Below are 26,795 nucleotides of genomic sequence, written 5' to 3' on the forward strand. Positions count from 1 at the left end.
GTTTCTCCATTGTTTCATCAGTCTGGGAGCACCCGCGGTTGGGCGCAATATCTGATACGGGCACCGCCAATTCGGCCGCACCCGTGGTTACCCGTTTCGCTCCGTCGCCGACGGGGTTCCTGCATCTTGGCGGCGCGCGCACCGCGCTGTTCAACTGGCTGTTCGCCAAGGCAAATGGCGGCAAGTTCCTGTTGCGGATCGAGGATACAGACCGGGTCCGCTCGACCCAGCCGGCGATCGACGCGATCATCGACGGAATGCGCTGGCTCGGGCTCGACTGGGACGGCGATGCCGTCATGCAGTTCGCCGGTGCCGAGCGTCACGCGCAGGTTGCGCACGAAATGGTCGCGAACGGCCACGCCTATCACTGCTACATGACCAACGACGAGATCGCCGCGATGCGCGCCGAGGCACAGGCAGCGAAGAAACCGCTCCGCATCCGCAGCCCCTGGCGCGACCGCCCCGAGAGCGAAGCGCCGAACCTTCCCCACGTCGTCCGCCTGCGCGCGCCGCAGGAAGGCGCCGTCACGATCGAGGACCGCGTCCAGGGCGCCGTCACGGTCAAGAACGAAGAGATCGACGACCTCGTCCTGCTCCGCTCGGACGGTACGCCGACCTACATGCTCGCCGTCGTCGTCGACGATCACGACATGGGCGTGACGCACGTCATTCGCGGCGACGATCACCTCAACAACGCGTTCCGCCAGTTGCCGATCTACCGAGCCATGAACTGGCCCGAGCCGATCTACGCGCACATCCCGCTGATCCACGGCCCCGATGGCGCCAAGCTGTCGAAGCGTCACGGCGCAGTCGGCATCGAAGCGTACCGCGACGAGATGGGTATCCTGCCCGAGGCGTTCGACAACTACCTGCTCCGGCTTGGCTGGGGTCACGGCGACGACGAGATCATCAGCCGCGAACAGGCAGTCGAGTGGTTCGATCTGTCGGGCGTCGGCAAGTCGCCCTCGCGCTTCGACCTGAAGAAGCTCGAGAACCTCAACGGCCACTACATCCGCGAAGCCGACGATGCGCGCCTTGCGCAACTCGCCGCCGACCGTCTCGGCCATGATCTGCCGGCCGGCGGACTGGACCTGCTCACGCGTGCGATGCCGGTCCTCAAGCCCCGTGCCGCTAACCTGAACGAGCTGGCCGACGGATCGAATTTCCTGTTCAGCCAGCGCCCATTGGCAATGGATGACGCCGCAGCGAGCCTTTTGCAAGGTGAAGCGAGTGTCATTTTGGCGAACGCGCATGCCGAACTTGACGCGCTCGCCGAGTGGGATACGGAGGCGCTCGAAGGCGCAGTACGGCGCGTGGCCGAAGCGCGGGGCGTCAAGCTCGGCCAGGTCGCACAGCCGCTTCGCGCCGCGCTGACGGGACGCAAGACGTCGCCGGGGATCTTCGACGTGCTCGACCTGCTCGGGCGCGACGAGAGCCTGGGACGGATCGCCGACCGGATGGCTAGCTGATAAGATTTCGAGGAAGGATACAAGCATGAGCGAGACCGCAACCCTCAAGGTCGACGGCAAGGATTTCGAGTATCCGGTGATGTCCGGTACGGTCGGACCCGATGTCATCGATATTCGCAAGCTGTACGCGCAGACGGACAATTTCACCTATGATCCGGGCTTCACGTCGACGGCGTCGTGCCAGTCGAAGCTGACCTATATCGATGGTGACGCGGGCACGCTGCTGCACCGCGGCTACACGATCGGCGAGCTGGCCGAGCAGTCGAATTTCATGGAAGTCGCCTATCTCCTGCTCAACGGCGAACTGCCGAGCGAAGACGAGCTGGCGAACTTCTCGAACACGATCACGCGCCACACGATGGTGCATGAGCAGCTCGCGCAGTTCTTCCGTGGCTTCCGCCGCGACGCGCATCCGATGGCGATCCTGTGCGGTGTCGTCGGCGCGCTGTCGGCGTTCTATCACGATTCGACGGACATCCACGATCCGGCACAGCGCGTCATCGCGTCGCACCGCCTGATCGCCAAGATGCCGACGATCGCCGCGATGGCGTACAAGTACAGCGTCGGCCAGCCGTTCGTCTATCCGGACAACACGCTGAGCTACACCGGCAATTTCTTGAAGATGACGTTCGGGGTCCCTGCCGAGAAGTACGTCGTGAACCCGATCGTCGAAAAGGCGATGGACCGCATCTTCATCCTCCACGCCGATCATGAGCAGAACGCGTCGACCTCGACCGTCCGTCTTGCCGGCTCGTCGGGCGCCAACCCGTTCGCGTGCATCGCCGCCGGCATCGCCTGCCTGTGGGGCCCCGCGCACGGCGGCGCGAACGAAGCCGCGCTCAACATGCTGCATGAGATCGGCACCGTCGACCGCATCCCCGAGTATATCGCCCGCGCCAAGGACAAGAACGATCCGTTCCGCCTGATGGGCTTCGGTCATCGCGTCTACAAGAACTACGATCCGCGCGCGGCCGTCATGCAGACGACTGTCAAGGAAGTGCTCGGCGAGCTGGGCGTCACCGACCCCGTTTTCGACGTCGCGATCGAACTCGAGCGTCTTGCGCTCAGCGATCCGTACTTCATCGAGAAGAAGCTCTTCCCGAACGTCGATTTCTACTCGGGCGTGATCCTGTCGGCGATCGGCTTCCCGACCTCGATGTTCACCGTCCTCTTCGCGCTCGCCCGCACGGTCGGCTGGGTCGCGCAGTGGAACGAGATGATCACCGATCCCGACCAGAAGATTGGCCGTCCGCGCCAGCTCTACAGCGGCCCGACCGCGCGTGACTACGTCCCGATGGCGTCACGCTGATGAAGATGCTCCGGCCGATCCTGATGATCGTCGGCGTGCTGTGCGCGCTGATGGGTCTGCTCTGGATCGGTCAGGGGCTTGGTTACGTCCATTGGCCGCAGTCGAGCTTCATGCTCGACCAGCGGCCATGGGCGGATCGCGGCGCATTCCTCGCCGCGTTCGGCCTCGCGCTGATATTAGTGGCGCGCCGGATCCGCCGGTAACGTCAGCACGAACCGCGCGCCTTCGCCGGGTGCGCTCTCGATCATGAGATCGCCTTGCATCGCCCGCGCCAGGCGCCGTGCGATATACAAGCCGAGCCCGTTGCCGCCGGCCTCCGACGGATCGACCCGCTCGAACTTCTCGAAGATCCGGATCTGATCCTCGGGCGCGACGCCTTTGCCTTGATCCGCGACGACGACGATCGCCTGCGTCTCGGACCGCTCCACCGATACCGTGACATGCGACCCCGCGGGGGAATAGCGCACCGCGTTGCCGACCAGATTGACGAGGATCTGCAGCACACGCCGGAAATCACCGAGTGCCGGCACGCGTGCGTCCATCGCCGGCCGAACGATCGTCACCTCGGCATTGCTCGCGCGTACAGTCAGCAGACCCGCGGCGCGGCGGGCGACGTCGGCGAGGTCGATCGGCTCGGGTGCCAGCGCGAAGTCTGGACGCTCGACCGCCTGGAGATCGACGAGGTCATCGACGAGTTCGAGCAAATGCCGCCCTGCGCTGGCAATATCCGCGGCGTAGTCGGCATAATCATGTTGCACCGGGCCATCGGCCTGCGCGTTGATGCTGTCGGCGTTGGCGACGATCCGCGCGAGCGGGATCCGCAACGCTTTGTCGAGCCCACTCGTGAAGGTCGGCGACAGCGTTGCGGTTGCCGTTGCGGTTTCAGCGGACGGCGCGACGTCCTCTACGACCATCCGCGCGACGCCGACGAACCCGGCAAAATCGCCCGAAGCATCGTGACGCACGTTCGCAGTCAGCGTTACCGCACGTCCCGAGCTCCGTAACCTGGCTGGTTGCGCCGCCATCGCCCGTCGCCGGGCGAGCGAATCGAGGATCGGCAGCGTCCCGTCCGTGCCAGCATCGAGCGCAAACATCGCGGTCAGCGGCTGGCCGAGCAGCGCGAAGGCGTCGAAGCCGTGCTTCGGCCCCGCGTCGAGCGTCACGAACGTCAACCGCAGCGCGGAATCGGTCTCCCATCGCCAGTCGGTATCGCTGCTGAGGAAATCATTTTGCGCGTCGGGTGCAGGCCGGGTCGGGCGCCACGCGGCGACCTCGCGCCAGCCGCTGACCGTCAGCCGCACGTTCTCGCCGTCGGGTTGCGCGCGCACCCAGAGGTCGACGTCGGTCTCGTCATCCGCGATGACCACGCCGCGCGAGACGACGATCCCGAGCCGTCGTGCCAGCCGCGCGATCGTCGCGAGTTGCGGCACCGCCAGCGGCGCGCCGCGCATCCCGCCCGCGCGCTGGTTGAGTGCGATCAGCGCCGGATCCGCGAACGACAGCGAACCGTCGGGTGCGACGATGGCGTGGGCAATCGGGCTTTCGGTTGTGGGGTCGAACACGCTCATCGCCGATCCGTACGCGCCAGCGCGCGCAACGCCATCCGAAAATCGCGGTTCAGTGCCAACGGTGCGATCGACGCCCGCGCATCCTCGACACCGATAGATACGATCGCATCCAGCGCATCGGCAAACGCCTCGATATCGCGCCGCGGATCGGCTTCGGACAGCGCGAGACCGATCCTCGCGATCGTCGGTCGATCCATATCGAGCGCACGCAACGCCAGCCACAGCCGATCGCCGTCCGGCTCGAGCGTGATCGATCGCGCCTGATCGAACGCGATGCCGAGCGCATGCGCGAGTACCGCGACGAACAGCGACAGCCGCCGATCCCCGATCGATTCGACCAGGACGGCGGCCAGTTCATTGGGGCGCGCGTCCAGAGCCTTGGCCAGCCGCATGGCGACCGCGTCGGGTCGCTCGCCTTCGTCATGCGCGGCAAGGCTGCGCTCGGCCGCATCGGTGATCGCCCGGTCGCTCTCGCGTGTGGACTTCAAACCATCGCGGATCGCTGCCGCGACCCACCAGACCAGCCGGTGATGCAGCTCGGCCGGCAGTTCGCTCCCGCCTGCCGATCCCAGTTCGTTCGCGACCCGCCGCCGGCTTTCCGCCGCCAGCAACGCAGACGCCGCCGACGCCACGATGCTGTCGGGCACCCCTGCCAGCCGTACCAGCAGGCTCGCCTCGTCGGGTTCAGCCACTTCGACAGGCAGTGACGCCGCGATCAGGTCATGCCGAACGCGGGCAATGAGCTCTTCCATCAACTCTTCGTCACGAAGCAATCCAGCGCGCGTCAGGCGTTCGACGACGCTCCCCGCCCCTGCCTTGAGGATCGCTTCACCCGCGCGCGTCGCCCCGTCACCCGCCAGCAACCGCGCCGCATGTCGCCGAATATCCCACTCGATCGCGCCGACGATAGCGCCGAGCACATGCGCCAGCATCAGCCGCGTCCGGTCGTCCAACCGCGCGTCCGCATCCAGGAAAAAGTCGGCAATCGTGCCCGCCAACCGCGCTTCCGCCCGCAGGCGTGCAGTCTCCGCTCGCGTCACCGGATCGTAGGACGGCATAGCGTCATGCATCGTTGGGCCGACCGACATGATCCCGTGCTTAGCCCCCGGTCGTTAAGGTCCGCCTAAGGCGTGCGACGCAATCGTTCGATTACTGCCGCCAGCGTCGTGGTCGCATACACAGCCGTCAGCCCCAGCCCAAACACCGGAAAACCGATCAGCGCAAACACGGCAACGATCAGCAGATAGGCCGCGGGGCTGCCCCACCAGAGTTGCCGTTCGCGTTCGACGATGGCGCGCTCCGCGAGTCCACCGATCGCGACAAGCGCAGTGCCGATCGCCAAGGCCGTGTTCTCGCCTGCATAACCGCTGACGAAGAATGCAAAGACGAGGATCGCGGCGGCAACGACGCCGGCGATCGCCAGCGTCTGGCCATGCGCTATCGGCTCCTCGTCGCGCAGTCCGCTCAGTACCGACCCGAGCGCCAGAGCGATGCACCCGATCAACGCGACCAGAAGCCCGACCGACGATAACCCGAAGCCGATCGTCACCAGCCCGGCGACGCCCAGCGCCAGCCCGCCCGCGCCAACGGTCGTTCCCGCCGCGCCGCGATCGACGAGCAGCGGCAGCGCCAGTCGCGCGATCGGCGCGAGCACGAACCGGTCGAACCAGCCCCGTCGCCCAGACACGATCGTCATCAGCACCGCGCGACCACGCTCCTCCAGCGTCCGTGCCTGACGCTCGATCCCGTGCCCGCCGCGCACTGCGTCAGTCGGCAACAGCACATGGATCGCGCGCGACTGTACCGCCAGCCGCAACAACGAAGACTGGAGATCGTAATCCTGCGGCAACGCGGCTACTTCGGCGATCCGGCTCGAACTCAGGCGTGCGACGCCGGCCCATGCCATCTGCCCGCCGACACGCTCGAACCCCGGACCTGCATCGCTCTCGGGCACGACGAGCAGGCAATCGCCTTCCTCGGTCGCCATCGCCTTTACGATCGCCTCGGTCGTGACCAGCCCGTCGCCGAGCATCAGCACGCGGGCGAGCGGGTGAAGTTTCTCCACCGCCTCGGTCGCGGAGCGCACCGTATCGACGCTGACGCCGCGCCGTCCGATGCGGTTGATCGCGCCAAGCAGTTCGGGGGTCATACGCGCGACGACGACGATCACCTGCGACACGCCGGCCGCGATCAGCAACCGCGCCTGGTATTCGATAAGCGTGACACCACTGAACGGCAGCGTCGCGGCCAGACGATCGGGGCGATCGTCGGCGTCGTGAATTGCAAATAATAGGCCGGCAAGCATGCGCGGCTGTTAGGCGGTACGCGCCGTCCTGCAAAGCCCGCGTTCGGCCGAACCGCCCCGCTATATGGTCGGAACCGCGTTACAGGCGGGAAATAGCTCGGCGAAGTTTCTTCAGACCCTCTGCGTCACGCGGGTCTTCGGCGACCTCCGTCGCGAGTGCCATCAGCCGCACGGCGCCGAAACTCGCCGCCAATCCCCGCAGTCGCCATGCCGCCGCGCGCCAATCCTCTGCGTCCGCCGCCAGCGTCATCGCGGTCAGCACGCGCTCCGCACTTTCGACGAACGCGCTGCGCAGATCGGCGATCAGCGCCGGATCGTCGCCGACCGCAGCCGCGAGCGTCGTACCGATAGCTCCGGCATCATACGCCATGCCGCCCTGCTTACCGGACGGATGCTTAAGCAAAGCTTGCACTATGCATTTTGTCTGCCCGCGTTTCGTGATACCTCAGACACTCATGAACGGGGGTTCGTCAATGATCGGGTTTCGCGCGACGGCAGGCAATGCCCATCCCATTCGCGCGGATATCGTGATGGATCCGGTGATAGAAGACATGTCCGACACCGTCCTCGAAACACACTTTGATGAGGTTTATCAAGAGCCTGCGCCTGAACGTGGACGTCTCTACGCAGGTATCGCGGTCGCCATCGTGGTGGTCTGGCTCGCGGCAATGCTCTGGCTCGCGCGCGGATCGCTCGCAACCATCGAGCCGGTTACGCTCGTCCAGTTCATCGCCGCGCTCTGCATCGTCCCCGCGCTGATCGGCATCGTCTGGCTACTCGCGATGCGGACCAGCCGTAGCGAGGCGCACCGGTTCGGCATCACCGCGCAGGCCATGCGCGACGAGGCCGCGAGCCTCGAACGCAGCGTCGCCGCGCTATCGAATACGATCGACGTCAACCGCCAACACCTCGCCGAGCAGCTCAACGCATTGATGGCGATGGGCGGCGGCGCAACCGAGCAACTCGCAGCGATCGGTCGCGGCATGGTGTCCGAGATCGACCAAGCCGCGGCGCACGCGCGCAACCTCGCGACCTCGACGGCCGGCGCGCAGACCAGCCTCGGCGTGCTGATCGCCACCCTCCCCCGCGCGCAGGCCGATATCGACGACGTCGCCAAGCGCCTCGAACGCACCGGGCTGTCTGCAAGCGAACACGCCGCCGCCCTCGACGCGCAGATCGTCGCGCTGGCCGAACGCGGCCGTGATGCCGACGCGATGGCCAGCGGCGCCGCACAGCGTCTTGCCGCGCATATCGTCCGGATGGAGGCGACCAGTCAGACCGCCGGCGCACATCTCGAATCTGTCACCGACGGCATGTCGGCCGCAGTCGACGCGCTGCTCAACCGCACCGCCGACGCGGTCGATCACTCACGCCGCGGCATCGCCGCGCAGGGTGACGCGATGCTGGCAATGGTCGGCGCGAACCAGGCCGCACTCGACAACGCCGCCCGCGACAGCGCCGAAGCGCTCGCCAAGCGGATTGCCAGCGTGGAGGACGCGATCGAACGCGTCGCGATCCGCCTCGACCTGCAACGCAGCGCCGGCGATCGGATAGTCGACGACCTCCACACCGGGCTCGGCGAAGTCGAATCGCGGATCGAACTGCTCCATCGCCACGGTACCGAGCGCACGCAGGACCTCGCGGCCTCGATCAGCGCGCTCGGCGGCTCTGCGGATGCAATGACCGAGGCGTTGCGCGCGGGCGACGACATGGCGCACCGGACGATCGCGACGACCGAGACGCTGCTCGTCGCCCTCGACTCTGCCGCGCGCGAGATCGACGAGACGATGCCAGCCGCACTCGGCCGCCTCGATACGCAGGTCCTCGCCAGCAAGAGCATCGTCGTTTCGGCACGCCCCGAACTGCTCGCGCTCGTCACCGCCGCGGAGAGCACGCACGACGCGATCGAGGCGATCGCCGGGGTCATCGGCGAACAGCGCCATGTGCTCGACACGCTGTCGACCGACCTGCTCGACACGCTCAACACAGGCCGCGCGAAGGCCGATGCGCTCGGTCACATGGTTGACGAGGCGATCGGCCGGACGCAGCATTTCGCCGAAGACGCCGCGCCGCAGTTGATCGAGGCGCTCCACCGCGTCCGCGAGACCGCTGCGGTCGCGGCCGACAAGGCGCGCGAGACGCTGTCGAAAGTCATTCCCGAAGCCGCAGCCGCACTCGAAGCCGCCAGCGCCGACGCGATGCGCCGCGCCACCAACGACACCGTCGAACGCCAGGTCAAGGCGCTCACCGATGCGACGGGCGCCGCGGTGGACGCCGCTACCGGCGCAACCGAACGCCTTGCGCGCGAAGTCCAGGCGATCGTCGACCAGACCGCGATCGTCGAAACGCGGCTCCAGGAAGCGCGAACCGAGCGCGAGGACGCCGATCAGGACACCTTCGCACGCCGCGTCTCTCTGCTGATCGAATCGCTGAATTCCGCGTCGATCGACATCACCAAGGCGATCGCGCCCGAAATCTCCGACAGCGCCTGGGGCGCGTATCTCAAGGGCGACCGCGGTGTCTTTACGCGACGTGCAGTCCGTATCCTGGACGCCAGCGAAGTCCGCGAGATCGCCGGTCTGTACGACGAGGACGAGACCTTCCGCGAGATGGTCAACCGCTACATCCACGACTTCGAAGCGATGCTCCGCACGATCCTGACGCAACGCGACGGCTCGCCGCTCGGGGTGACACTGTTGTCGTCGGACATGGGCAAGCTATACGTAGCGCTCGCGCAGGCGATCGAGCGTCTGCGCTGAACCGCACGTCGAAGGAGCTCCCGGAATGATTCAGCGTCACCGCTAACGCGGCCATCGCCAGCGGAGCAGTCCGCCGACCGGACTCATATTTCGAGGCTTACATGCCCAGACTGAACATCAAGATCTGCGTCGTCACCGGCGGAGCACGTGGCATCGGCCGCGCGATCGCCGAGCGCTTCCATGACGAAGGCGCCATCGTCATCCTCACCGACATCGACGAAACCGCCGGCGCCGAGACTGCGGCGGCGATAGGCTGCCGGTTCGAAAAGCTCGACGTCCGCGAAGAGACGGATTGGCAGCGTCTGGCGGCGATCGTTCCGGTGGTCGACGTGGTCGTCAACAATGCCGGCGTGACGGGTTTCGAGCACGGCATGGTCACGCACGATCCGGAACATGTGAGCTTGTCGGACTGGCGCGCCGTTCATGCAGTCAATCTAGACGGCACGTTCCTTGGCTGCCGCTATGCGATCGGTGCGATGAAGGCCGCGGGCACGGGGTCGATTATCAACATCTCGTCGCGATCCGGGCTGGTCGGGATCCCCTTAGCTGCGGCCTATGCGTCGTCGAAGGCGGCGATCCGCAATCACAGCAAGACGGTGGCGCTGTATTGCGCGCAGCAAGGGTGGAAGATCCGCTGCAACTCGGTGCATCCAGCAGCGATCCTGACGCCGATCTGGGAGCCGATGCTCGGGGATGGGCCGGACCGCGAGGCGCGGATGGCGGCGCTGGTGGCAGACACGCCGTTGAAACGGTTCGGAATGCCAGACGAGGTGGCCACGGTAGCCGCGATGCTCGCGTCAGACGAGGCGACATATATTACGGGAACGGAGATCAATATCGATGGCGGCTTGCTGGCAGGCTCCGCCGCGTCGCCGGGGTAACGATCCTCCCCCCGCGAGGGGGAGGTGGCTGGCACTTGCCAGACGGAGGGGGAGGTTAGGGAAACCTCTGTTCCGTGCCCTCCCCCTCCGTCACCTTCGGTGCCACCTCCCCCTTGCGGGGGAGGATCGTGAAGCCGCCACTCAGCGCGTGACCATGTTCCCACGGTCGAACAGGTCGACGCTCTGCGGCGTGATCCACCCGTACGAATAATTCAGCTGGAACAACACGAACAACACCGTTGCGACCACCGTCACCCGCCACGCCGTCCGCCCAGACCGAAACTCATGCGGCGCGCTTTCGGCCTGGCCGGGGACGTGTTCGCCCCCGACCTCGCGAGTCGTCTTCACGCCGAACGGCAGGACCAGGAACACCGAGAACGACCAGAACAGGACGTAGATCGCGAGTGCCGAGGTCCAGCGCACCCGATCAGCCCTCGATCAGCAGGACATCGACGATCGGCTGCTTGCCAGTCCAGCGCTTGGCCACCTTGCGCACCGCGAGACGGATCTGCTCGCGCATCTTCTCGCTCTCGCGCTTGCCACCGCGCACCGTATCGGCGGCAGCCTGCACCGCATCGGCGATGAACGCCGCGCGGTCTTCCTCGACCGGCACACCCTGCACGCGCACCTGTGGCTGGCCGACCATCCGGCCGTCCTTGCCGAGCGCGACACCGACAGAAATCTGGCCGTTGATCGCCAGTTTCCGCCGCTCGCTCAGCGTCGCGCCGTCCGCCGGCAGGATCACGTCGCCGTCGAGCACCAGGCGCCCGACCGTCGCATTGCCGATCTTCGCCGGGCCCTTGGGGGCCAGACGAATGATGTCGCCGTTGCTCTGCACGATCGCGCGTGGAATGCCCTGCTCGAGACCGAAGCGCGCATGCTCCATCATGTGGCGCATCTCGCCGTGCGTCGGCACGAGTACCTCGGGCCGCAGCCAGTCATACATCTGCGCGAGTTCAGGCTGCCCCGGATGGCCCGACACATGGACGTGCGCCTGGCGCTCGGTGATCATGCGGATGCCCTTGGCCGCGAGCGTGTTCTGGATGCGACCGATCTGGACCTCGTTGCCCGGGATCTGCTTCGACGAGAAGATCACCGTGTCGTCGGCCTCAAGCGTGATCGTGTGTTGGCCATTGGCGACACGCGCCAGCGCCGCGCGCTCTTCACCCTGGCCACCGGTGGCGATGATCAGCACCTTGTTCTTGGGCAGGCGCATCGCCTCGTCGGGGCTGATCGTGTCCGGGAAATCCTTCAGATAGCCCGTCGCGCGCGCCACCTTGATAATCCGGTCGAGCGAACGCCCGGTGACGCACAGCTTGCGCCCGGTTTCCTTCGCGACTTCGCCGAACGTGTGCAGACGCGCCGCGTTCGACGCGAAGCTGGTGATCATCACGCGGCCCTTGGCCTTGGTGACCTCCTCGAACAGGCCCTTGCGCACGGTGCTCTCGCTGCCCGATGCAGTGGTATTGAAGATGTTGGTCGAATCGCAGACCAGCACATCGACGCCCTTGTCGCCGATCGCCATGAAGCCCTCGGGCGTGGTCGGGTTGCCGATCACCGGGTTCTTGTCGAGCTTCCAGTCGCCGGTGTGGAACACGCGACCATAAGGCGTGTCGATCAGCAGCGCGTTCGCCTCGGGGATCGAATGCGACATCTCGACGAAGGTGAAGCCGAACGGCCCGAGCTGGAAATTGCCGCCCATCGGGATCATCTTGAGCTTCACGCGATTGGCGATGCCCTCTTCCTCGAGCTTGCCGCGGATCAGGCCCATCGTGAACGGCGTCGCGTAGATCGGCACGCCGAGGTCTTCGGCAAGGTACGGAAGCGAGCCGATGTGATCCTCATGGCCGTGCGTGATGACGATGCCCAACAGGTCGTCGATCCGGTCCTCGATGAAGGACAGGTCGGGCAGGATGACGTCGACGCCGGGATATTGCGGATCAGCGAAGGTGATGCCGAGATCGACCATCACCCACTTGCCCTGGCAGCCGTACAGGTTGACGTTCATGCCGATTTCGCCGGAGCCGCCAAGGCCACAGAAAAGGAGTTCGTTCTTCGGAGTCATTGATTACTTTCAGGATTATACAGGAATATGGCCCGCAGGCCGGTCGGCGCGAGCCCAATGGCCCTAGATATGGTGACGATCCCACATCATCGCCAGCCCCTGGATCGTCAGGTCGGCTTCGATGACGTCGAACACGTCGGTCTGTTTCTCGAATAATGTGGCGAGGCCGCCGGTGGCGACGACCTTCACGGGACGGCCGATCTCGCGCTTCATCCGCGCGACCAGCCCCTCGATCATCGCGACATAGCCCCAATAGATGCCGATATGCATCTGCGAGACGGTGTTGAGCCCGATGACGCTGGTATCGGTCGGCGCCTCGATCGCGATCCGCGGGAGTTTCGCCGCGGCGGTCACCAGCGCGTCGAGCGACAGGTTGATCCCCGGCGCGATGATCCCGCCCTTGTACGCGCCGCTATAGTCGACGACGTCGAACGTGGTCGCGGTGCCGAAATCGATCACGATCAGATCGCCGGGATGCAGCGCATGCGCGGCGATCGTGTTGACCGCACGGTCGGCGCCGAGCGAGGCAGGCTCGTCGACGTCGATCGCGATGCCCCATTCGACCGGCGCATGACCGGCGATCAGCGCCGCGGTGTTGAAGTATTTCGACGCGAGCACCTGGAGGTTGTGGAGCGCGCGCGGCACGACGGTAGCGACGATCACGCCCTCGACCGCGGTGCGATCATGCCCGCCGAGCTGCATCAACTGGCTCAGCCACACCGCATATTCGTCCGCCGTCCGCCGCGGATCGGTCGCGATCCGCCAGCGGGCGACGATCTCGCCCGCGTCCACGAGCGCGAACACGACATTGGTATTGCCGGCATCGATCGCGAGCAGCATCAGCGGGGCCTCAAAGCAGGAAGACGTCGGCAGCGTGAATGACACGCCGCTCGCCAGACGCCAAGCGGAGGATCAGCGCGCCGTCGGTGTCGAGGCCGACGAACAGGCCGTCGATCCCGCTGCCATCGGGGAGGCGAGCGGTCAGCGCGGTCCCGGCAGGGTGCGCACAATCGACCCAGCGCTCACGGACGGGCGCGATGCCTTCGGTCCGCCAGCGACCGATCCAGCGCGCGAAACTGTCGGCGAGGATGTCGAGGAACATCGCCGGATCGACCACCACGCCGTGCGCGGCCAGATCGGTCGTCGCACGGTCAGGCAAATAGGGATGATGCGCGATGTTGACGCCGTAGCCGACGATCACCGCATTGTCGGCGCGTTCGAGCAGGATACCCGACAGCTTGGCGTCCGCAAGCAACAGGTCGTTCGGCCATTTCAGGACCAGCGTCTCGCTCGCATCGGTCGTGCCCTGGCAGATCCCGGCGACGAGGAACGTCGACACGGTTTCCTGCAAGGCGACCGCAGCAACCAGCGCGAGGCTGGCGGCCGGCGGATCATTTGTCCGCAACCGGACCAGCGTGCTCGCGTAGAGGTTACCCTCGGGCGACGACCATTCGCGCCCGAGCCGCCCCCGCCCCGCCGTCTGCCGGATCGCACGCAACCAGAGACCGTCCTCGGCACCGCCGCGTGCAAGCTCCAGCAGGTCGGCGTTGGTCGATCCTGTTTCCGCGACGGTGCGGATGATGCTCAGAACAACGCCCGTGCGGCCGCCATCGTCCACGCGCCGAGCACGGGGATGAGGAGGTAGCCGGCTGGCGAGACGAACACGGCGGCGATGGCGATCAGGCCACCCTCGACCTTGCTCTCCATCGGCGCGAACGCAGGTGCCGGGTCATCGAAGTACATCGTTTTGACGACACGCAGGTAATAATACGCGCCGATCACCGAGGCGGCGATGCCGACCACGGCCAGCGGGAACAGCCCGGCGTCGACCGCCGCGCTGAACACCGCGAACTTCGCGTAGAAGCCGAACAGCGGCGGTATGCCGGCGAGGCTGAACATGAAGATCGCCAGCGCCGCTGCCAGTGCAGGACGGGTCCGCGACATGCCGGCGAGGCTGTCGATCGTCTCGACCGGCTGGCCGTCGTCACCGCGCATCTGCAACACGACCAGGAACGAACCCAGCGTCATCGCGACGTAGATCGTCAGGTACATCAGCACGCCCGACACGCCTTCCGGCGTTCCAGCCGCAAGACCGATCAGCGCGAAGCCGACATTGTTGATCGACGAATACGCGAGCAGCCGCTTGATGTTGGTCTGGCCGATCGCGGCCACCGCACCGAGGATGATCGAGGCGAGCGCCGCGAAGATCACGATCTGGCGCCACTGGTCGGTCGCCGGGCCCATTGCATCGACCGCCACGCGGACGCTGAGAGCAAGCGCCGCGACCTTGGGGGCGGACGCGAAGAACGCGGTGACCGGGGTCGGTGCGCCCTCGTACACGTCGGGCGTCCACATGTGGAACGGTACGGCGCTGATCTTGAAGGCAAGGCCTGCGAACACGAACACCAGACCGAACAGCAGGCCGAGCGACTTGGTGCCCGCGTAGGCTTCCGAGATGCCCGAGAACAACGTCGTGCCGCTGAACCCGTAGACCAGCGAGATGCCGTACAGCAGGATGCCGCTGGCAAGCGCGCCGAGCACGAAATACTTCAGGCCGGCTTCCGCCGAACGCCCGTCGCGCCGCATGAAGCTGGCGAGGACATAGGCCGCAAGGCTCTGGAGCTCGAGACCGACATACAGCGTCAGCATGTCGGTGGCCGAAACCATGATCCCCATGCCGCATGCCGACAGCAGGATAAGCACCGGATATTCCGGACGCAGATCGTCGCCGTGCGTGCGCGCGAAGAAGCTCGGCGCCATCACGATCGCGACTGCCGAGGCGATGTAGATCAGCACCTTGGCGAACGCGCCGAACGCGTCTGCGCGGTACAGGCCGTCGAACGCATAGCCACCCGACGACGCGGGACCGACCAATGCGATCCCTGCCCCGACCAGTACGAAGACGGCAGCGATCGAGACGGCCCGTGTCGACTTGTCCCCGCCCCAGGCCGAGACGAGCATCAGGGCGATCGCACCCAACGCCAGCACCAGTTCGGGCAGCGTCATGGCGATGTTAGCGGCGTAATCCATCAGTGTGCCTCCCCGTGCGCGGCACTATCGACAGTGGCGGGGTTCCCCGCGTGGACGGTGGCGGGCTTCCCCGCAGTTGGGTTGGAATCGCTGGCAGGCTTGGTGCGGTCAACACGGGCGAGAAGCACGCTCACGTCCTTGCGCATCGGTGCCAGGAAGCTCTCGGGATACACACCCATCCACAACACGACGGCTGCGATCGGAGCGAGCAGCCACATCTCGCGGCCCGACAGGTCGACCATCGCGCGAACGTCGTCCGACTTGATCTCGCCGAACACGACGCGACGATACAGGAACAGCATGTATGCGGCGCCGAGGATGATGCTCGTCGTGCAGAGCAGCGCGGTCCAGGTCGAGACCTGATACGTGCCCATCAGCGACAGGAACTCGGCGACGAAGCCGCTGGTGCCCGGCAGGCCGATCGAGGCCATCGTGAAGAACAGGAAGAAGATCGCATACTTCGGCATGTTGATCGCAAGGCCGCCATAGCGCGAGATCTCGCGGGTATGCAGCTGGTCGTAGATCACGCCGACGCACAGGAACAACGCGCCCGATACCAGGCCGTGGCTCAGCATCATGATCATCGCGCCTTCGATGCCCTGCCGGTTGAACGCGAACAGGCCGATCGTGACGATCGCCATATGCGCGACCGACGAATAGGCGATCAGCTTCTTCATGTCCGACTGCACGAGCGCGACGAGCGACGTATAGATCACCGCGACCGCCGACAGACCGAAGATCAGCCAGGTGAGCTGGCCCGAGGCTTCGGGGAACATCGGCAGCAGGAAGCGCAGGAAGCCGTAGCCACCGAGCTTCAGCAGCACGCCCGCCAGGATCACCGAGCCTGCGGTCGGCGCCTGGACGTGCGCGTCGGGCAACCAGGTGTGGACCGGCCACATTGGCATCTTGACCGCGAACGATGCGAAGAACGCCAGCCACAGCCACGTCTGCACGTGCGCGGGGAAGTCGTAGTTCATCAGCGCCGGGATGCTGGTCGTGCCCGCGGTCTTCGCCATGTACAGCATCGCGATGAACATCAGGACCGAGCCGAGCAGCGTGTACAGGAAGAACTTGTACGACGCGTAGATCCGGTTCGCGCCGCCCCAGATGCCGATGATCAGGTACATCGGGATCAGGCCGGCTTCGAAGAACACGTAGAACAGGAACAGGTCCTGCGCCGCAAACGTGCCGATCATCAGCACTTCAGTGAACAGGAACGCCGCCATGTATTCGGGCACGCGGGTCGTGATCGAGCGCCAGCTGGCACCGATGCAGATCGGCATCAGGAACACGCTGAGCATGATCAGCATCAGCGCGAAGCCGTCGATGCCGAGCGACCAGCCGAACGGGCCGAAGATACCGGGGGCATGCTCGACGAACTGCCACTGCGCGCCGCCGATGTCGTAGTTCATCCACAGCATGATGCCGAGAACGAAGTCGATCAGTGTTGCCGCCAGTGCCAGCATCCGCGCGGTGTTCGCCGAGACGAACAGGCACGCGACGGCCGCGATCATCGGGACCGCGATCAGGACGGAGAGGATAGGAAAGCCGGTCATTACAGTCCGATCGCCCAGGTTACGGCTGCGGTCAGCCCGATCAGCATGACGAAGGCATAGGTGTAGAGGTATCCCGTCTGGAAGCGGTTGGCGACACGGCTGCCGATCTGGACGACCCAGGTCGCGCCGTCGGGCCCGAACCGGTTGATCGTCTTCTCGTCGCCGCGGTGCCAAAGGAAGCGGCCGATCGCGAACGCCGGGCGGACGAAGATCAAGTCGTACAGCTCATCGAAATACCACTTATGCAGCAGGAAGTCGTAGAGCACGCCGAACTGTTCGACGACCTTGGCCGGGAACGTCGGTGCCTTGATATAGGCGTACCATGCGGTCAGCAGGCCGAGCAGCATGGCGATCGTCGCCGACAGTTTGATCAGCAACGGCACGCCGTGCATCTCGTGCATCAGATGTTCGCGGAACGCGAGTGCGCCCTTCCAGAACTCTTCGCCCGCGGTCGGCTCGATAAAGAAGCCGTGGAACACGAAGCCGGCAAGAACCGCACCGATCGACAGAACGATCAGCGGGATCAGCATCGGCAGCGGGCTCTCGTGCGGGTGATACCCACCGTCGCCTTCGGCCGGCGAGTGCTGCGCATCGTGATGATCGTGCGGCGCGTGACCTGCGTCCTCGGCCTGCGCCGGGTTCGCATGGTGATCGTCGACATGATGCGCATCGCCGTGGTCATGACCGTGTGCGTCATGAAGCGCATGCTGGATGTGCTCCGATGCGGCCCAGCGCGGCTTGCCCCAGAAGGTCAGGAACATCACGCGCCACGAATAGAAGCTGGTCAGCAACGCGACGAGCACGCCGACGAACCACACGCCCGGCTGGCCCGCAGCCCAGCTCGCCTCAATGATCGCATCCTTCGAATGGAAGCCTGCGAAACCGATCGCGGTGTTGCCGAAGATGCCGGGGATACCGACGCCGGTGATCGCGAGCGTACCCGCCATCATCGCCCAGAACGTCACCGGGATCTTCTTACGCAGACCGCCATAATAGCGCATGTCCTGCTCGTGGTGCATCGCATGGATGACCGAGCCCGCGCCGAGGAACAGCAGCGCCTTGAAGAACGCGTGCGTGAAGAGGTGGAACATCGCCGCGCCGTACGCGCCGACACCGGCCGCAAAGAACATGTAGCCGAGCTGCGAACAGGTCGAATACGCGATCACGCGCTTGATGTCGGTCTGCACGAGGCCGCAGGTGGCGGCGAACAGGCAGGTCGCGGCACCGACCGAGGTGACCACGGTCAGCGCGACCGGGCTCATCTCGAACATCGGCGACAGGCGGCAGACCATGAACACGCCGGCGGTGACCATCGTCGCCGCGTGGATCAGCGCCGACACCGGGGTCGGGCCTTCCATCGCGTCCGGCAACCAGGTGTGCAGGCCGAGTTGCGCCGACTTGCCCATCGCGCCGACGAACAGCAGCAGACAGAGCACCGTCATAGTGTCGAAGCGGTAGCCGAGGAAGCCGAGCGTCGAACCCGCCATACCGGGGGCCGCGGCGAGGATCTCGGGGATCGAGACCGTGCCGAACACCAGGAACGTGCCGAAGATACCGAGCATGAAGCCAAGATCGCCGACGCGATTGACGACGAACGCCTTGATCGCGGCTGCGCTGGCCGACGGCTTGCGAAACCAGAAGCCGATCAGCAGGTAGGATGCGAGACCCACGCCTTCCCAGCCGAAGAACATCTGGACGAGGTTGTTCGCGGTCACGAGCATCAGCATCGCGAAGGTAAACAGCGACAGATACGCAAAAAAGCGCGGCTGATCAGGGTCTTCATCCATATAGCCCCAGCTATACAGATGGACGAGCGCCGAGACCGACGTGACGACCACGAGCATAACCGCGGTCAGCGCATCGACGCGCAGCGACCATGCGACGTTCATGTCGCCGGAATGGATGAAGTCGAGCAGCGGCGCGACGGAGGCCGTGCTGGTGCCCGACAGGAAACCGATGAAGATCGGCCAGGACAACAGGCACGACGCGAACAGCGCAGCCGTGGTGACGAGTTTCGCCGGCACGTTGCCGATCGCGCGATTGCCGAACCCGGCAACGATCGCGGCCAGTAACGGCAGGAAGACGATAAGCTGGATCAACCGTATTACCCCTTCATCCGGTTGACGTCGTCGACCGCGATGGTGCCGCGACCGCGGAAATAGATCACAAGAATGGCAAGGCCGATAGCGGCTTCACCCGCGGCGACCGTCAGCACGAACATCGCGAACACCTGTCCGACGAGGTCGTGGAGGAACGCCGAGAACGCGACGAGATTGATGTTCACCGCCAGCAGGATCAGCTCGATCGCCATCAGGATGACGATGAGGTTCTTGCGGTTCAGGAAGATGCCGAGCACCCCCATCGTGAACAGGATCGCCGCGACGACCAGATAATGGACGAGACCGATCGTCACAGTTCGACTCCCTGCCCGACGACCGGGCTCGTATTGCGCGTGGCGTCCTGCGGACGACGCGCGTTCTGGCGGCTGATGTTCTGCGCCTTGACGCCGCCACGCTGGCGGTGGGTCAGCACGATCGCTCCGATCATCGCGACCAGCAACACCAAGCCGGCCCCCTCGAACACGAACAGATAGCGCGTGTAGAGCAGGTTACCGATCGCCTGGATGTTGGGCACGGTGTCGTCGATCGGCGCGGCACGACGTGCGAGCTGGATCGGACCCGTGCTCCAAGCGCCGATCGCGATCATCACCTCGGCGGCGAGTGCGACCGCGAGCGCAAGGCCGATCCCGAAATACCGGGCGACGCCTGCGCGCAGCTCGGTGAAGTCGATGTCGAGCATCATGACCACGAACAGGAACAGCACCGCGACTGCCCCCACATAGACGATGACGAGCAGCATCGCGATGAACTCGGCGCCGACCAGGATCATGAGGCCGGCCGCGTTGAAGAACGCGAGGATCAGCCACATCACCGAATGGACCGGGTTGCGCGACGCGATCGTCAGCGCGCCCGACAGGACGACGACGAAGGCGAAGAGGTAGAAGGCTAAGGCCTGGATCATGAGGTCCTCGTCACCCCAGCGAACGCTGGGGTCTCAAGCCGCGCGGGCGCGCTCTGAAACGGGGAGATCCCAGCGTGCGCTGGGATGACGGAGTAGGTCTGGGTCATCGTCGCGAGCGCTTAACGGTACGGCGCATCGGCGGCAAGGTTCGCCGCGATCGCGCTTTCCCAACGGTCGCCATTATCGAGCAGCTTCGACTTGTCGTAGATCAGCTCTTCGCGCGTCTCGGTGGCGAACTCGTAGTTCGGCCCCTCGACGATCGCATCGACCGGGCACGCCTCGGCACACAGGCCACAATAGATGCACTTGGTCATGTCGATGTCGTAGCGCGTGGTGCGACGCGAGCCGTCGTCACGCGGCTCGGCTTCGATCGTGATCGCCTGCGCAGGACACACGGCCTCGCACAGCTTGCATGCGATGCACCGCTCTTCGCCGTTCGGATAGCGACGCAAAGCATGCTCGCCCCGGAACCGCGGCGACACCGGATTGCGCTCGTACGGATAGTTGATCGTCGCCTTTTCCTTGAAGAAATAGCGAAGCGTCAACGCGTGCGCCTTCACGAATTCCCACAGGGTAAACGACTTGATGATCTGAGCGACGCTCATGAACCCACTCCAACGCGCGTCAGCATGAGATAGCCCGACACGAGGAAAACCCAGAACAGCGAGACGGGGAGGAAGACCTTCCAGCCGAGCCGCATCAGCTGATCGTAGCGATACCGCGGCACGGTCGCCTTCACCCAGCTGAACAGGAAGAAGAAGAACAGGATCTTGGCGAACAGCCAGATGATCCCCGGCACGTAATACAGGGGCGCCCAGTCGACCGGTGGCAGCCACCCGCCCCAAAACAGCGTCGCGTTGAGCGCACACATCAGCAGCACGTTGGCGTACTCGCCGAGCCAGAACAGCGCGAACGACATCGACGAATATTCGGTCTGGTACCCGGCGACGAGCTCGCTCTCCGCCTCGGTCAGATCGAACGGCGCACGCTGCGTCTCCGCCAAGCTCGAGATAAAGAACATCACCGCCATCGGGAACATCAGCGGGTTGAGGATGTACCCGTTGAAGAACCAGACGTGCGACTTTTGCGCCATCACGATCGCCGACAGGTTGAAGCTGCCGGTCCACAGCACGACCGAAATCAGAATGAAGCCGATCGCAACTTCATACGACACCATCTGCGCGGCCGCACGAAGCGCCGAGTAGAACGGGTATTTCGAGTTCGATGCCCAACCCGACAGGATGATCCCGTACACGCCGAGCGACGACGCCGCGAGCACGTAGAGCAGCCCGACGTTGATGTCGGCAAGCACGACGCCGACGCCGAACGGCACCACCGCCCAGACGATCAGCGCGACCGTGAAGGTGATGATCGGCGCGAGCAGGAACAGCGTGCGGTTGGCGGCTGCGGGGACGATTGTCTCCTGCAGGAACACTTTCAGGCCGTCGGCAAAGCTCTGCAACAGACCGAACGGACCGACGACGTTCGGACCACGCCGCAACGCCATCGCCGCCCAGATCTTACGGTCGGCATAGATGATCATCGCCACCGCCAGCATCAGCGGCAGCGCGATCACGAGGATGTCGATGATCGTCGCGAGGAAGAACGCCCAGTCGTAACCGAGCGAGGATTCGAACCAGGAGATCATTCGGCTGCCTCCGCGTAATCTTCCCCGTGGAGAAGTTCGGCCGAGCAGCGCTGCATCGTCGGCGACGCACGGCAGATCGCGTTGGTCAGGTAGAAGTCCTTGATCGGATAGCCGGCGAGGACACCCTCACCCCGACCATCACTGGCATCGTTGAGCGAAGGCGGGTTCCACTCGAACGTCGCGAGCGCCTGGTGCCGCAACGCAGGCACGTCCGCATACATTTCTTCGCGCAAGCCTTCGAAGCTGTCGAACGGCAGCGTGTGGCCGAGCGTGTCGGACAGCGCGCGGAAGATCGACCAGTCGTCACGCGCGTCGCCCGGTGCGAACACCGCGCGCTCGCCGCGCTGGACACGGCCCTCGAGATTGACCCACGTCCCCGACTTCTCGGCATAGGTGACACCCGGCAGGATGACGTCGGCAGCCGCCGCACCCTTGTCGCCGTGATGGCCCACGAACACCTTGAAGCCAGCGAACTTCGAATAGTCCACCTCGTCCGCGCCGAGGAAGAAGCCGAGCTTCGCCCCCATCACGTCGGCGATGCCGGCCTTCTGCGCATAGCCAAGCATCAGCCCGCCCATCCGCGACGCCGCCATGTGAACGACGTTGAAGCCATTCCACTTGTCCTTCACGAGACCGAGCGTATTGACCAGCTTCAGCGCAGCCGCATGGCCACCCTTCAGCGCGCCGCCACCGACGATCACCATCGGGCGTTCTGCTTTCGCGAACGCTTCGGTCACCGCCTCAGGCAGAGTGCCGAGCAACGCCAGATCGTCGCCGAGCCACTCGACCTTGTACGTCAGGTCCGTCTCCGGCCCGATCGCAAAGACCTTCGCACCCTTCTTGATCGCTTTACGCACCCGCGTGTTCACCAGCGGCGCTTCCCAGCGCAGGTTGGTGCCCACCAGAAGGATCGCATCGGCACGCTCGGTGCCGGCGATCGTCGTGTTGAAATTGACCGCGGCGATGCTCGTCGCGTCATAATCCATGCCGGTCTGACGGCCTTCGAGCAGGCTCGACCCCATCTTCGCGAGCAGCGCCTTGGCGGCGTACATCGTCTCGCAATCGACCAGATCGCCAGCGACGGCCGCAACGCTCGACCCGGCGTTCACACCCTTGATCGCCGCAAACGCTTCGTCCCACGTCGCAGGAACCAGCTTGCCGTTCACCCGGACATAAGGCTTGTCGAGACGGCGACGCACGAGGCCATCGATCGCGTGGCGCGTCTTGTCGGTCGCCCACTCCTCGTTCACGTCCTCGTTGATCCGCGGCACGCAGCGCAGCACCTGGCGACCACGGCTGTCGAGCCGGATATTGGTGCCGACCGCGTCCATCACGTCGATCGTCAGCGTCTTGCGCAACTCCCAAGGACGCGCCTCAAATGCATACGGCTTCGACGTCAGCGCACCCACGGGGCACAGATCGACGACGTTGCCGCTGAGTTCGCTCTTGACCGCATTCTCGAGATACGAGGTTATCTGCATGTCCTCGCCGCGGAAGATCGCACCGATCTCCTCGACGCCGGACACTTCCTCAGCGAACCGGATGCAGCGCGTGCACTGGATGCAGCGGGTCATGACCGTCTTGACGATCGGGCCCATATACTTCTCGGTGACCGCGCGCTTGTTCTCGTCGTAGCGCGAATGGCCGCGGCCGTAAGCGACGGACTGGTCCTGTAGATCGCACTCGCCACCCTGATCGCAGATCGGGCAATCGAGCGGATGGTTGATCAGCAGGAATTCCATGATGCCCTCGCGGGCATTCTTCACCATCGGCGAGTTCGTGAAGATCTCCTGCTTGTCCGCCGCCGGCAGCGCGCACGACGCCTGCGGCTTGGGCGGACCAGGCTTCACCTCGACTAGGCACATCCGGCAATTGCCAGCGATGCTCAGCCGCTCATGATAACAGAAACGCGGGATCTCCTTGCCGGCAAGCTCGCACGCCTGCAGCACGGTGGCGCCCTGCGGCACCTCGATCTCTACGCCATCGACTTTGACTAAGGGCATTACTCTGCGGCTTCCATCATCGGCGCGGTGTCGCCACCGCGCTCACGGATACGGCGCTCCATCTCGGGGCGGAAATGCTTGATCAGGCCCTGGATCGGCCATGCGGCTGCGTCGCCGAGCGCACAGATCGAGTGACCCTCGACCTGCTTGGTGACCTGCTGGAGCATGTCGATCTCGGACAGCTCGGCGTCGCCCGTGCGCATCCGCTCCATCACGCGCCACATCCAGCCGGTGCCCTCGCGGCACGGCGTGCACTGGCCACAGCTCTCATGCTTATAAAAGTACGAGATGCGGCTGATCGCGCGGACGATGTCGGTCGACTTGTCCATCACGATGATCGCCGCGGTACCGAGGCCCGACCCGACCGCCTTCAGGCCGTCGAAATCCATCGCGCAGTCCATGATCTGCGCGGCAGGCACGAGCGGCACCGAAGAACCACCGGGGATCACCGCGAGCAGGTTGTCCCAGCCGCCACGAATACCGCCGCAATGCGTCTCGATCAGGTCGCGGAACGAGATGCTCATCTCTTCCTCAACCACGCACGGCTTGTTCACATGGCCGCTGATCTGGAACAGCTTGGTACCGCGATTATTTTCCGCGCCGAAGCTGGAAAACCATGCCGCGCCACGCCGCAAAATCGTCGGTGCGACAGCGATCGATTCGACGTTGTTGACCGTCGTCGGGCAGCCATAAAGACCGGCACCCGCCGGGAAGGGCGGCTTCAGCCGCGGCTGGCCCTTCTTGCCCTCGAGGCTCTCCAGCATCGCGGTCTCTTCGCCACAGATATAGGCGCCAGCACCACGGTGAACGAACACGTCGAAGTCATAGCCCGATCCGCACGCGTTCTTGCCGATGAAGCCGCGATCATACGCTTCGGCGACGGCCGCGAACAGCGTCTCGGCCTCGCGGATATACTCGCCGCGGATGTAGATGTACGCGGCGCGCGCGCGCATCGCGAACCCGGCGATCAGCGCGCCTTCGATCAGCTTGTGCGGATCGTGGCGGATGATCTCGCGATCCTTGCAGCTGCCCGGCTCGGATTCATCGGCATTGATGACTAGGAAGTTCGGCCGGTCCGGCTTCGGCTCCTTCGGCATGAACGACCATTTGGTGCCGGTCGGGAAGCCCGCGCCGCCACGGCCGCGCAGACCCGACGCCTTCATCACGTCGATGATCGCGTCCTGGCCGAGCGCCATCAGGTCCCTGGTGTTGTCCCAATCGCCGCGCATGATCGCCGCGTCGATGTTCCACGGCTGGAAACCGTAGACGTTGGTGAAGATGCGGTCCTTGTCGGCGAGCATCAGGCCCACTCCCCCCGGTAATCGTGGTTCGCGTCGACCATCGCCTTGAGCGATGTCGGGCCGCCTTCGGGGCAGCTCGCGCGACGACCGAATTGCGGACCCGGCGTCGGGTGCCTGCCATTGGCCAGCGCCTCGAGAATCTCGGTCGTCTTGTCGTAATCGAGGTCTTCGAAGTTATCGTCGTTGATCTGCACCATCGGCGCATTCGCGCACGTGCCCAGGCACTCGACCTCGGTCAGCGTGAACATGCCGTCTGGCGTCGTGCCACCCTTGACCAGCCCGCGGTTCTTGCAGGCGGCAAGAACGTCGTCCGACCCACGCAGCATGCACGGCGTCGTGCCGCAGACCTGGACATGGAAGCGACCGACCGGCGCCAGATTGAACATCGTGTAAAAGGTCACGACCTCATACACGCGCATGTACGGGACGCTGATCTGACGCGCGACGAACTCGATCACCGGCACCGGCAACCAGCCCTGCGTCTGCGTTTCCGCACCGACCTGGCGCTGCGCCAGATCGAGCAACGGGATCGACGCAGACTGCTCGCGGCCCTTGGGGTAGCGCCCGAGGATCTCGTTCGCCTTGACCTGGTTCTCGTCCGTCCACGCGAACGAACCCCAGCGTGCGCGGGTCTCGGCCTCGTCGGGAATTTTCGGAGCTTCAGCCATCAGCGGTCACATTCACCAAAAACGATATCCATCGCGCCGAGGATCGCGGTCGTATCCGCCAGCATGTGGCCCTTCGCCATGAAGTCCATAGCTTGCAGATGCGAGAACGCGGTCGGGCGGATCTTGCAGCGGTACGGCTTGTTCGAGCCATCGGCGACCAGATACACGCCGAACTCGCCCTTGGGGCTCTCGGTCGCGACATAGACGTCGCCGGCGGGCACATGGAAGCCCTCGGTGTAGAGCTTGAAGTGATGGATCAGCGCTTCCATCGACTGCTTCATCTCGCCACGCTTGGGCGGCACGACCTTGCGGTCGAGCGATGCGATCGGCCCCTCGGGCATGTCGCGCAGGCACTGCTTCATGATCCGCGCGGACTGACGCACTTCCTCGACACGCACCATGAACCGGTCATAGCAATCGCCACGCGTGCCGACCGGCACCTCGAAGTCCATCTTCGCGTAGGCGTCGTAGGGCTGCGACTTGCGCAGATCCCAGGCGATGCCCGAACCCCGGATCATAGGGCCGGAAAAGCCCCACTTGATCGCGTCGTCGCGGCTGACCACGGCGATGTCGACGTTGCGCTGCTTGAAGATGCGGTTGTCCGCAACGAGCGAGATCGCATCCTCGAACAGCCGCGGCAGGCGCGTGTCGAGCCAGTCGCCGATGTCGGCGAGGAGCTTCAACGGCGCATCCTGATGCACGCCACCGGGACGGAAATAGTTCGAATGCATGCGCGCGCCCGAGACGCGCTCGAAGAAGTTCATGCAGTCTTCGCGGATCTCGAACAGCCAAAGGTTCGGCGTCATCGCGCCGACGTCCATCACGTGCGATCCGAGGTTCAACATGTGGTTCGAGATGCGCGTCAGCTCGGCGAAGAACACCCGCAGATACTGCGCACGCTCGGGCACTTCGAGATCGAGCAGCTTCTCGACCGCCAGCACCCAGCTATGCTCCATGCACAGCGGCGAGCAGTAATCGAGACGATCGAAATACGGCAGCGCCTGCGTGTAGGTCTTGTACTCGATCAGCTTCTCGGTGCCGCGGTGGAGCAGGCCGACATGCGGGTCGACGCGCTCGACGATCTCGCCGTCGAGTTCCATGACGAGGCGCAACACGCCGTGCGCGGCCGGATGCTGCGGACCGAAGTTGATCGTGTAGTTCTGGATTGTGACGTCGCCGGTCGTGGGATCGGCTACGTCGGCTTCACCCAGA

General features: G+C 65.0%; 24 protein-coding genes. 5 read left to right on the forward strand and 19 right to left on the reverse strand.

The features are described 5' to 3' along the window. The first annotated feature begins 38 nt into the window (after positions 1-38). The 3 genes from gltX to IFT67_RS02295 are packed head-to-tail and all read left to right on the forward strand — an operon-like array spanning position 39 to position 2,981. Positions 39-1,469, forward strand: a complete 1,431-nt coding sequence (gene gltX, locus IFT67_RS02285; protein WP_197982893.1) for a glutamate--tRNA ligase — start codon at positions 39-41, stop codon at positions 1,467-1,469. Positions 1,470-1,494: 25 nt separating this feature from the next. Further along, complete coding sequence (locus IFT67_RS02290) at positions 1,495-2,778, forward strand: citrate synthase (protein ID WP_056048581.1); 1,284 nt, start codon at positions 1,495-1,497, stop codon at positions 2,776-2,778. Then, a complete protein-coding gene (locus IFT67_RS02295) occupies positions 2,778-2,981 on the forward strand; it encodes a hypothetical protein (protein ID WP_192144898.1) in 204 nt (67 codons plus the stop codon). Before IFT67_RS02290 ends, IFT67_RS02295 begins: the two co-directional genes overlap by 1 nt. Here IFT67_RS02295 and IFT67_RS02300 read toward each other — a convergent pair. The 4 genes from IFT67_RS02300 to IFT67_RS02315 all read right to left on the reverse strand — a co-directional run bounded on the left by IFT67_RS02300 (position 2,955) and on the right by IFT67_RS02315 (position 7,021). Next, a complete protein-coding gene (locus IFT67_RS02300; protein ID WP_192144899.1) occupies positions 2,955-4,346 on the reverse strand; it encodes a sensor histidine kinase in 1,392 nt (463 codons plus the stop codon). The two genes, IFT67_RS02295 and IFT67_RS02300, sit on opposite strands and share 27 nt — an antisense overlap. Beyond that, positions 4,343-5,434: a DUF2336 domain-containing protein gene (locus IFT67_RS02305; protein WP_192144900.1), complete on the reverse strand. Its 1,092-nt coding sequence runs from the start codon at positions 5,432-5,434 to the stop codon at positions 4,343-4,345. The genes IFT67_RS02300 and IFT67_RS02305 overlap by 4 nt, the downstream gene beginning before the upstream one ends. A 35-nt stretch (positions 5,435-5,469) precedes the next feature. Next, on the reverse strand, positions 5,470-6,651 hold the full coding sequence (locus IFT67_RS02310; protein ID WP_192144901.1) for a hypothetical protein: 1,182 nt from the start codon (positions 6,649-6,651) through the stop codon (positions 5,470-5,472). Between the two features lie 79 nt (positions 6,652-6,730). Next, a complete protein-coding gene (locus IFT67_RS02315) occupies positions 6,731-7,021 on the reverse strand; it encodes an Hpt domain-containing protein (protein WP_192144902.1) in 291 nt (96 codons plus the stop codon). Positions 7,022-7,124: 103 nt separating this feature from the next. Between IFT67_RS02315 and IFT67_RS02320 the strand changes: the two genes are divergently transcribed. Further along, on the forward strand, positions 7,125-9,410 hold the full coding sequence (locus IFT67_RS02320) for a coiled-coil domain-containing protein (RefSeq protein ID WP_244647137.1): 2,286 nt from the start codon (positions 7,125-7,127) through the stop codon (positions 9,408-9,410). A gap of 101 nt (positions 9,411-9,511) precedes the next feature. Further along, positions 9,512-10,291, forward strand: a complete 780-nt coding sequence (locus tag IFT67_RS02325) for an SDR family oxidoreductase (protein ID WP_192144904.1) — start codon at positions 9,512-9,514, stop codon at positions 10,289-10,291. 141 nt (positions 10,292-10,432) lie between these two features. On the opposite strand, the gene IFT67_RS02330 is transcribed toward IFT67_RS02325, so the two are convergent. From IFT67_RS02330 to IFT67_RS02400, 15 genes are all read right to left on the reverse strand, one after another. Then, a complete protein-coding gene (locus tag IFT67_RS02330) occupies positions 10,433-10,714 on the reverse strand; it encodes a DUF1467 family protein (RefSeq protein WP_093397299.1) in 282 nt (93 codons plus the stop codon). Positions 10,715-10,718: 4 nt separating this feature from the next. Then, a complete protein-coding gene (locus IFT67_RS02335) occupies positions 10,719-12,356 on the reverse strand; it encodes a ribonuclease J (RefSeq protein WP_192144905.1) in 1,638 nt (545 codons plus the stop codon). A 63-nt stretch (positions 12,357-12,419) separates the two neighbouring features. Further along, complete coding sequence (locus IFT67_RS02340; RefSeq protein WP_192144906.1) at positions 12,420-13,196, reverse strand: type III pantothenate kinase; 777 nt, start codon at positions 13,194-13,196, stop codon at positions 12,420-12,422. Positions 13,197-13,206: 10 nt separating this feature from the next. After that, positions 13,207-13,938, reverse strand: coding sequence for a biotin--[acetyl-CoA-carboxylase] ligase (locus IFT67_RS02345; protein WP_192146378.1), 732 nt, complete (start codon positions 13,936-13,938; stop codon positions 13,207-13,209). 2 nt (positions 13,939-13,940) lie between these two features. Then, the gene (gene nuoN, locus IFT67_RS02350) at positions 13,941-15,386 is read right to left on the reverse strand and encodes an NADH-quinone oxidoreductase subunit NuoN (RefSeq protein ID WP_060524719.1); all 1,446 of its coding nucleotides are present in this window, start codon (positions 15,384-15,386) and stop codon (positions 13,941-13,943) included. Then, positions 15,386-16,942 (reverse strand): NADH-quinone oxidoreductase subunit M, encoded by a 1,557-nt coding sequence (locus IFT67_RS02355; RefSeq protein ID WP_192144907.1) that lies wholly within the window; start codon positions 16,940-16,942, stop codon positions 15,386-15,388. Before IFT67_RS02355 ends, nuoN begins: the two co-directional genes overlap by 1 nt. Continuing rightward, positions 16,942-19,041: an NADH-quinone oxidoreductase subunit L gene (gene nuoL / locus IFT67_RS02360; RefSeq protein ID WP_192144908.1), complete on the reverse strand. Its 2,100-nt coding sequence runs from the start codon at positions 19,039-19,041 to the stop codon at positions 16,942-16,944. Before nuoL ends, IFT67_RS02355 begins: the two co-directional genes overlap by 1 nt. 5 nt (positions 19,042-19,046) lie before the next feature. Then, on the reverse strand, positions 19,047-19,355 hold the full coding sequence (gene nuoK / locus IFT67_RS02365) for an NADH-quinone oxidoreductase subunit NuoK (RefSeq protein WP_082441002.1): 309 nt from the start codon (positions 19,353-19,355) through the stop codon (positions 19,047-19,049). Beyond that, positions 19,352-19,963: an NADH-quinone oxidoreductase subunit J gene (locus tag IFT67_RS02370; RefSeq protein ID WP_056048540.1), complete on the reverse strand. Its 612-nt coding sequence runs from the start codon at positions 19,961-19,963 to the stop codon at positions 19,352-19,354. The genes nuoK and IFT67_RS02370 overlap by 4 nt, the downstream gene beginning before the upstream one ends. Positions 19,964-20,082: 119 nt before the next feature. Further along, entirely contained in the window at positions 20,083-20,568 is a 486-nt protein-coding gene (gene nuoI, locus IFT67_RS02375) for an NADH-quinone oxidoreductase subunit NuoI (protein ID WP_055877898.1), read from the reverse strand. Continuing rightward, a complete protein-coding gene (gene nuoH / locus IFT67_RS02380; RefSeq protein WP_056058320.1) occupies positions 20,565-21,611 on the reverse strand; it encodes an NADH-quinone oxidoreductase subunit NuoH in 1,047 nt (348 codons plus the stop codon). Before nuoH ends, nuoI begins: the two co-directional genes overlap by 4 nt. After that, positions 21,608-23,614: an NADH-quinone oxidoreductase subunit NuoG gene (gene nuoG, locus IFT67_RS02385; RefSeq protein WP_192144909.1), complete on the reverse strand. Its 2,007-nt coding sequence runs from the start codon at positions 23,612-23,614 to the stop codon at positions 21,608-21,610. Before nuoG ends, nuoH begins: the two co-directional genes overlap by 4 nt. Beyond that, positions 23,614-24,915 carry an NADH-quinone oxidoreductase subunit NuoF gene (gene nuoF / locus IFT67_RS02390; RefSeq protein WP_192144910.1) on the reverse strand — a complete coding sequence of 434 codons (1,302 nt, stop codon included), beginning with the start codon at positions 24,913-24,915 and terminating at the stop codon, positions 23,614-23,616. The genes nuoG and nuoF overlap by 1 nt, the downstream gene beginning before the upstream one ends. Further along, a complete protein-coding gene (locus IFT67_RS02395) occupies positions 24,915-25,583 on the reverse strand; it encodes a complex I 24 kDa subunit family protein (RefSeq protein ID WP_192144911.1) in 669 nt (222 codons plus the stop codon). The genes nuoF and IFT67_RS02395 overlap by 1 nt, the downstream gene beginning before the upstream one ends. Beyond that, a complete protein-coding gene (locus IFT67_RS02400) occupies positions 25,583-26,794 on the reverse strand; it encodes an NADH-quinone oxidoreductase subunit D (RefSeq protein WP_197982941.1) in 1,212 nt (403 codons plus the stop codon). Before IFT67_RS02400 ends, IFT67_RS02395 begins: the two co-directional genes overlap by 1 nt. Position 26,795: the final 1 nt, after the last annotated feature.

It is taken from the genome of Sphingomonas sp. CFBP 13728 (assembly GCF_014841895.1).
In the GTDB taxonomy this organism is placed as follows: domain Bacteria; phylum Pseudomonadota; class Alphaproteobacteria; order Sphingomonadales; family Sphingomonadaceae; genus Sphingomonas.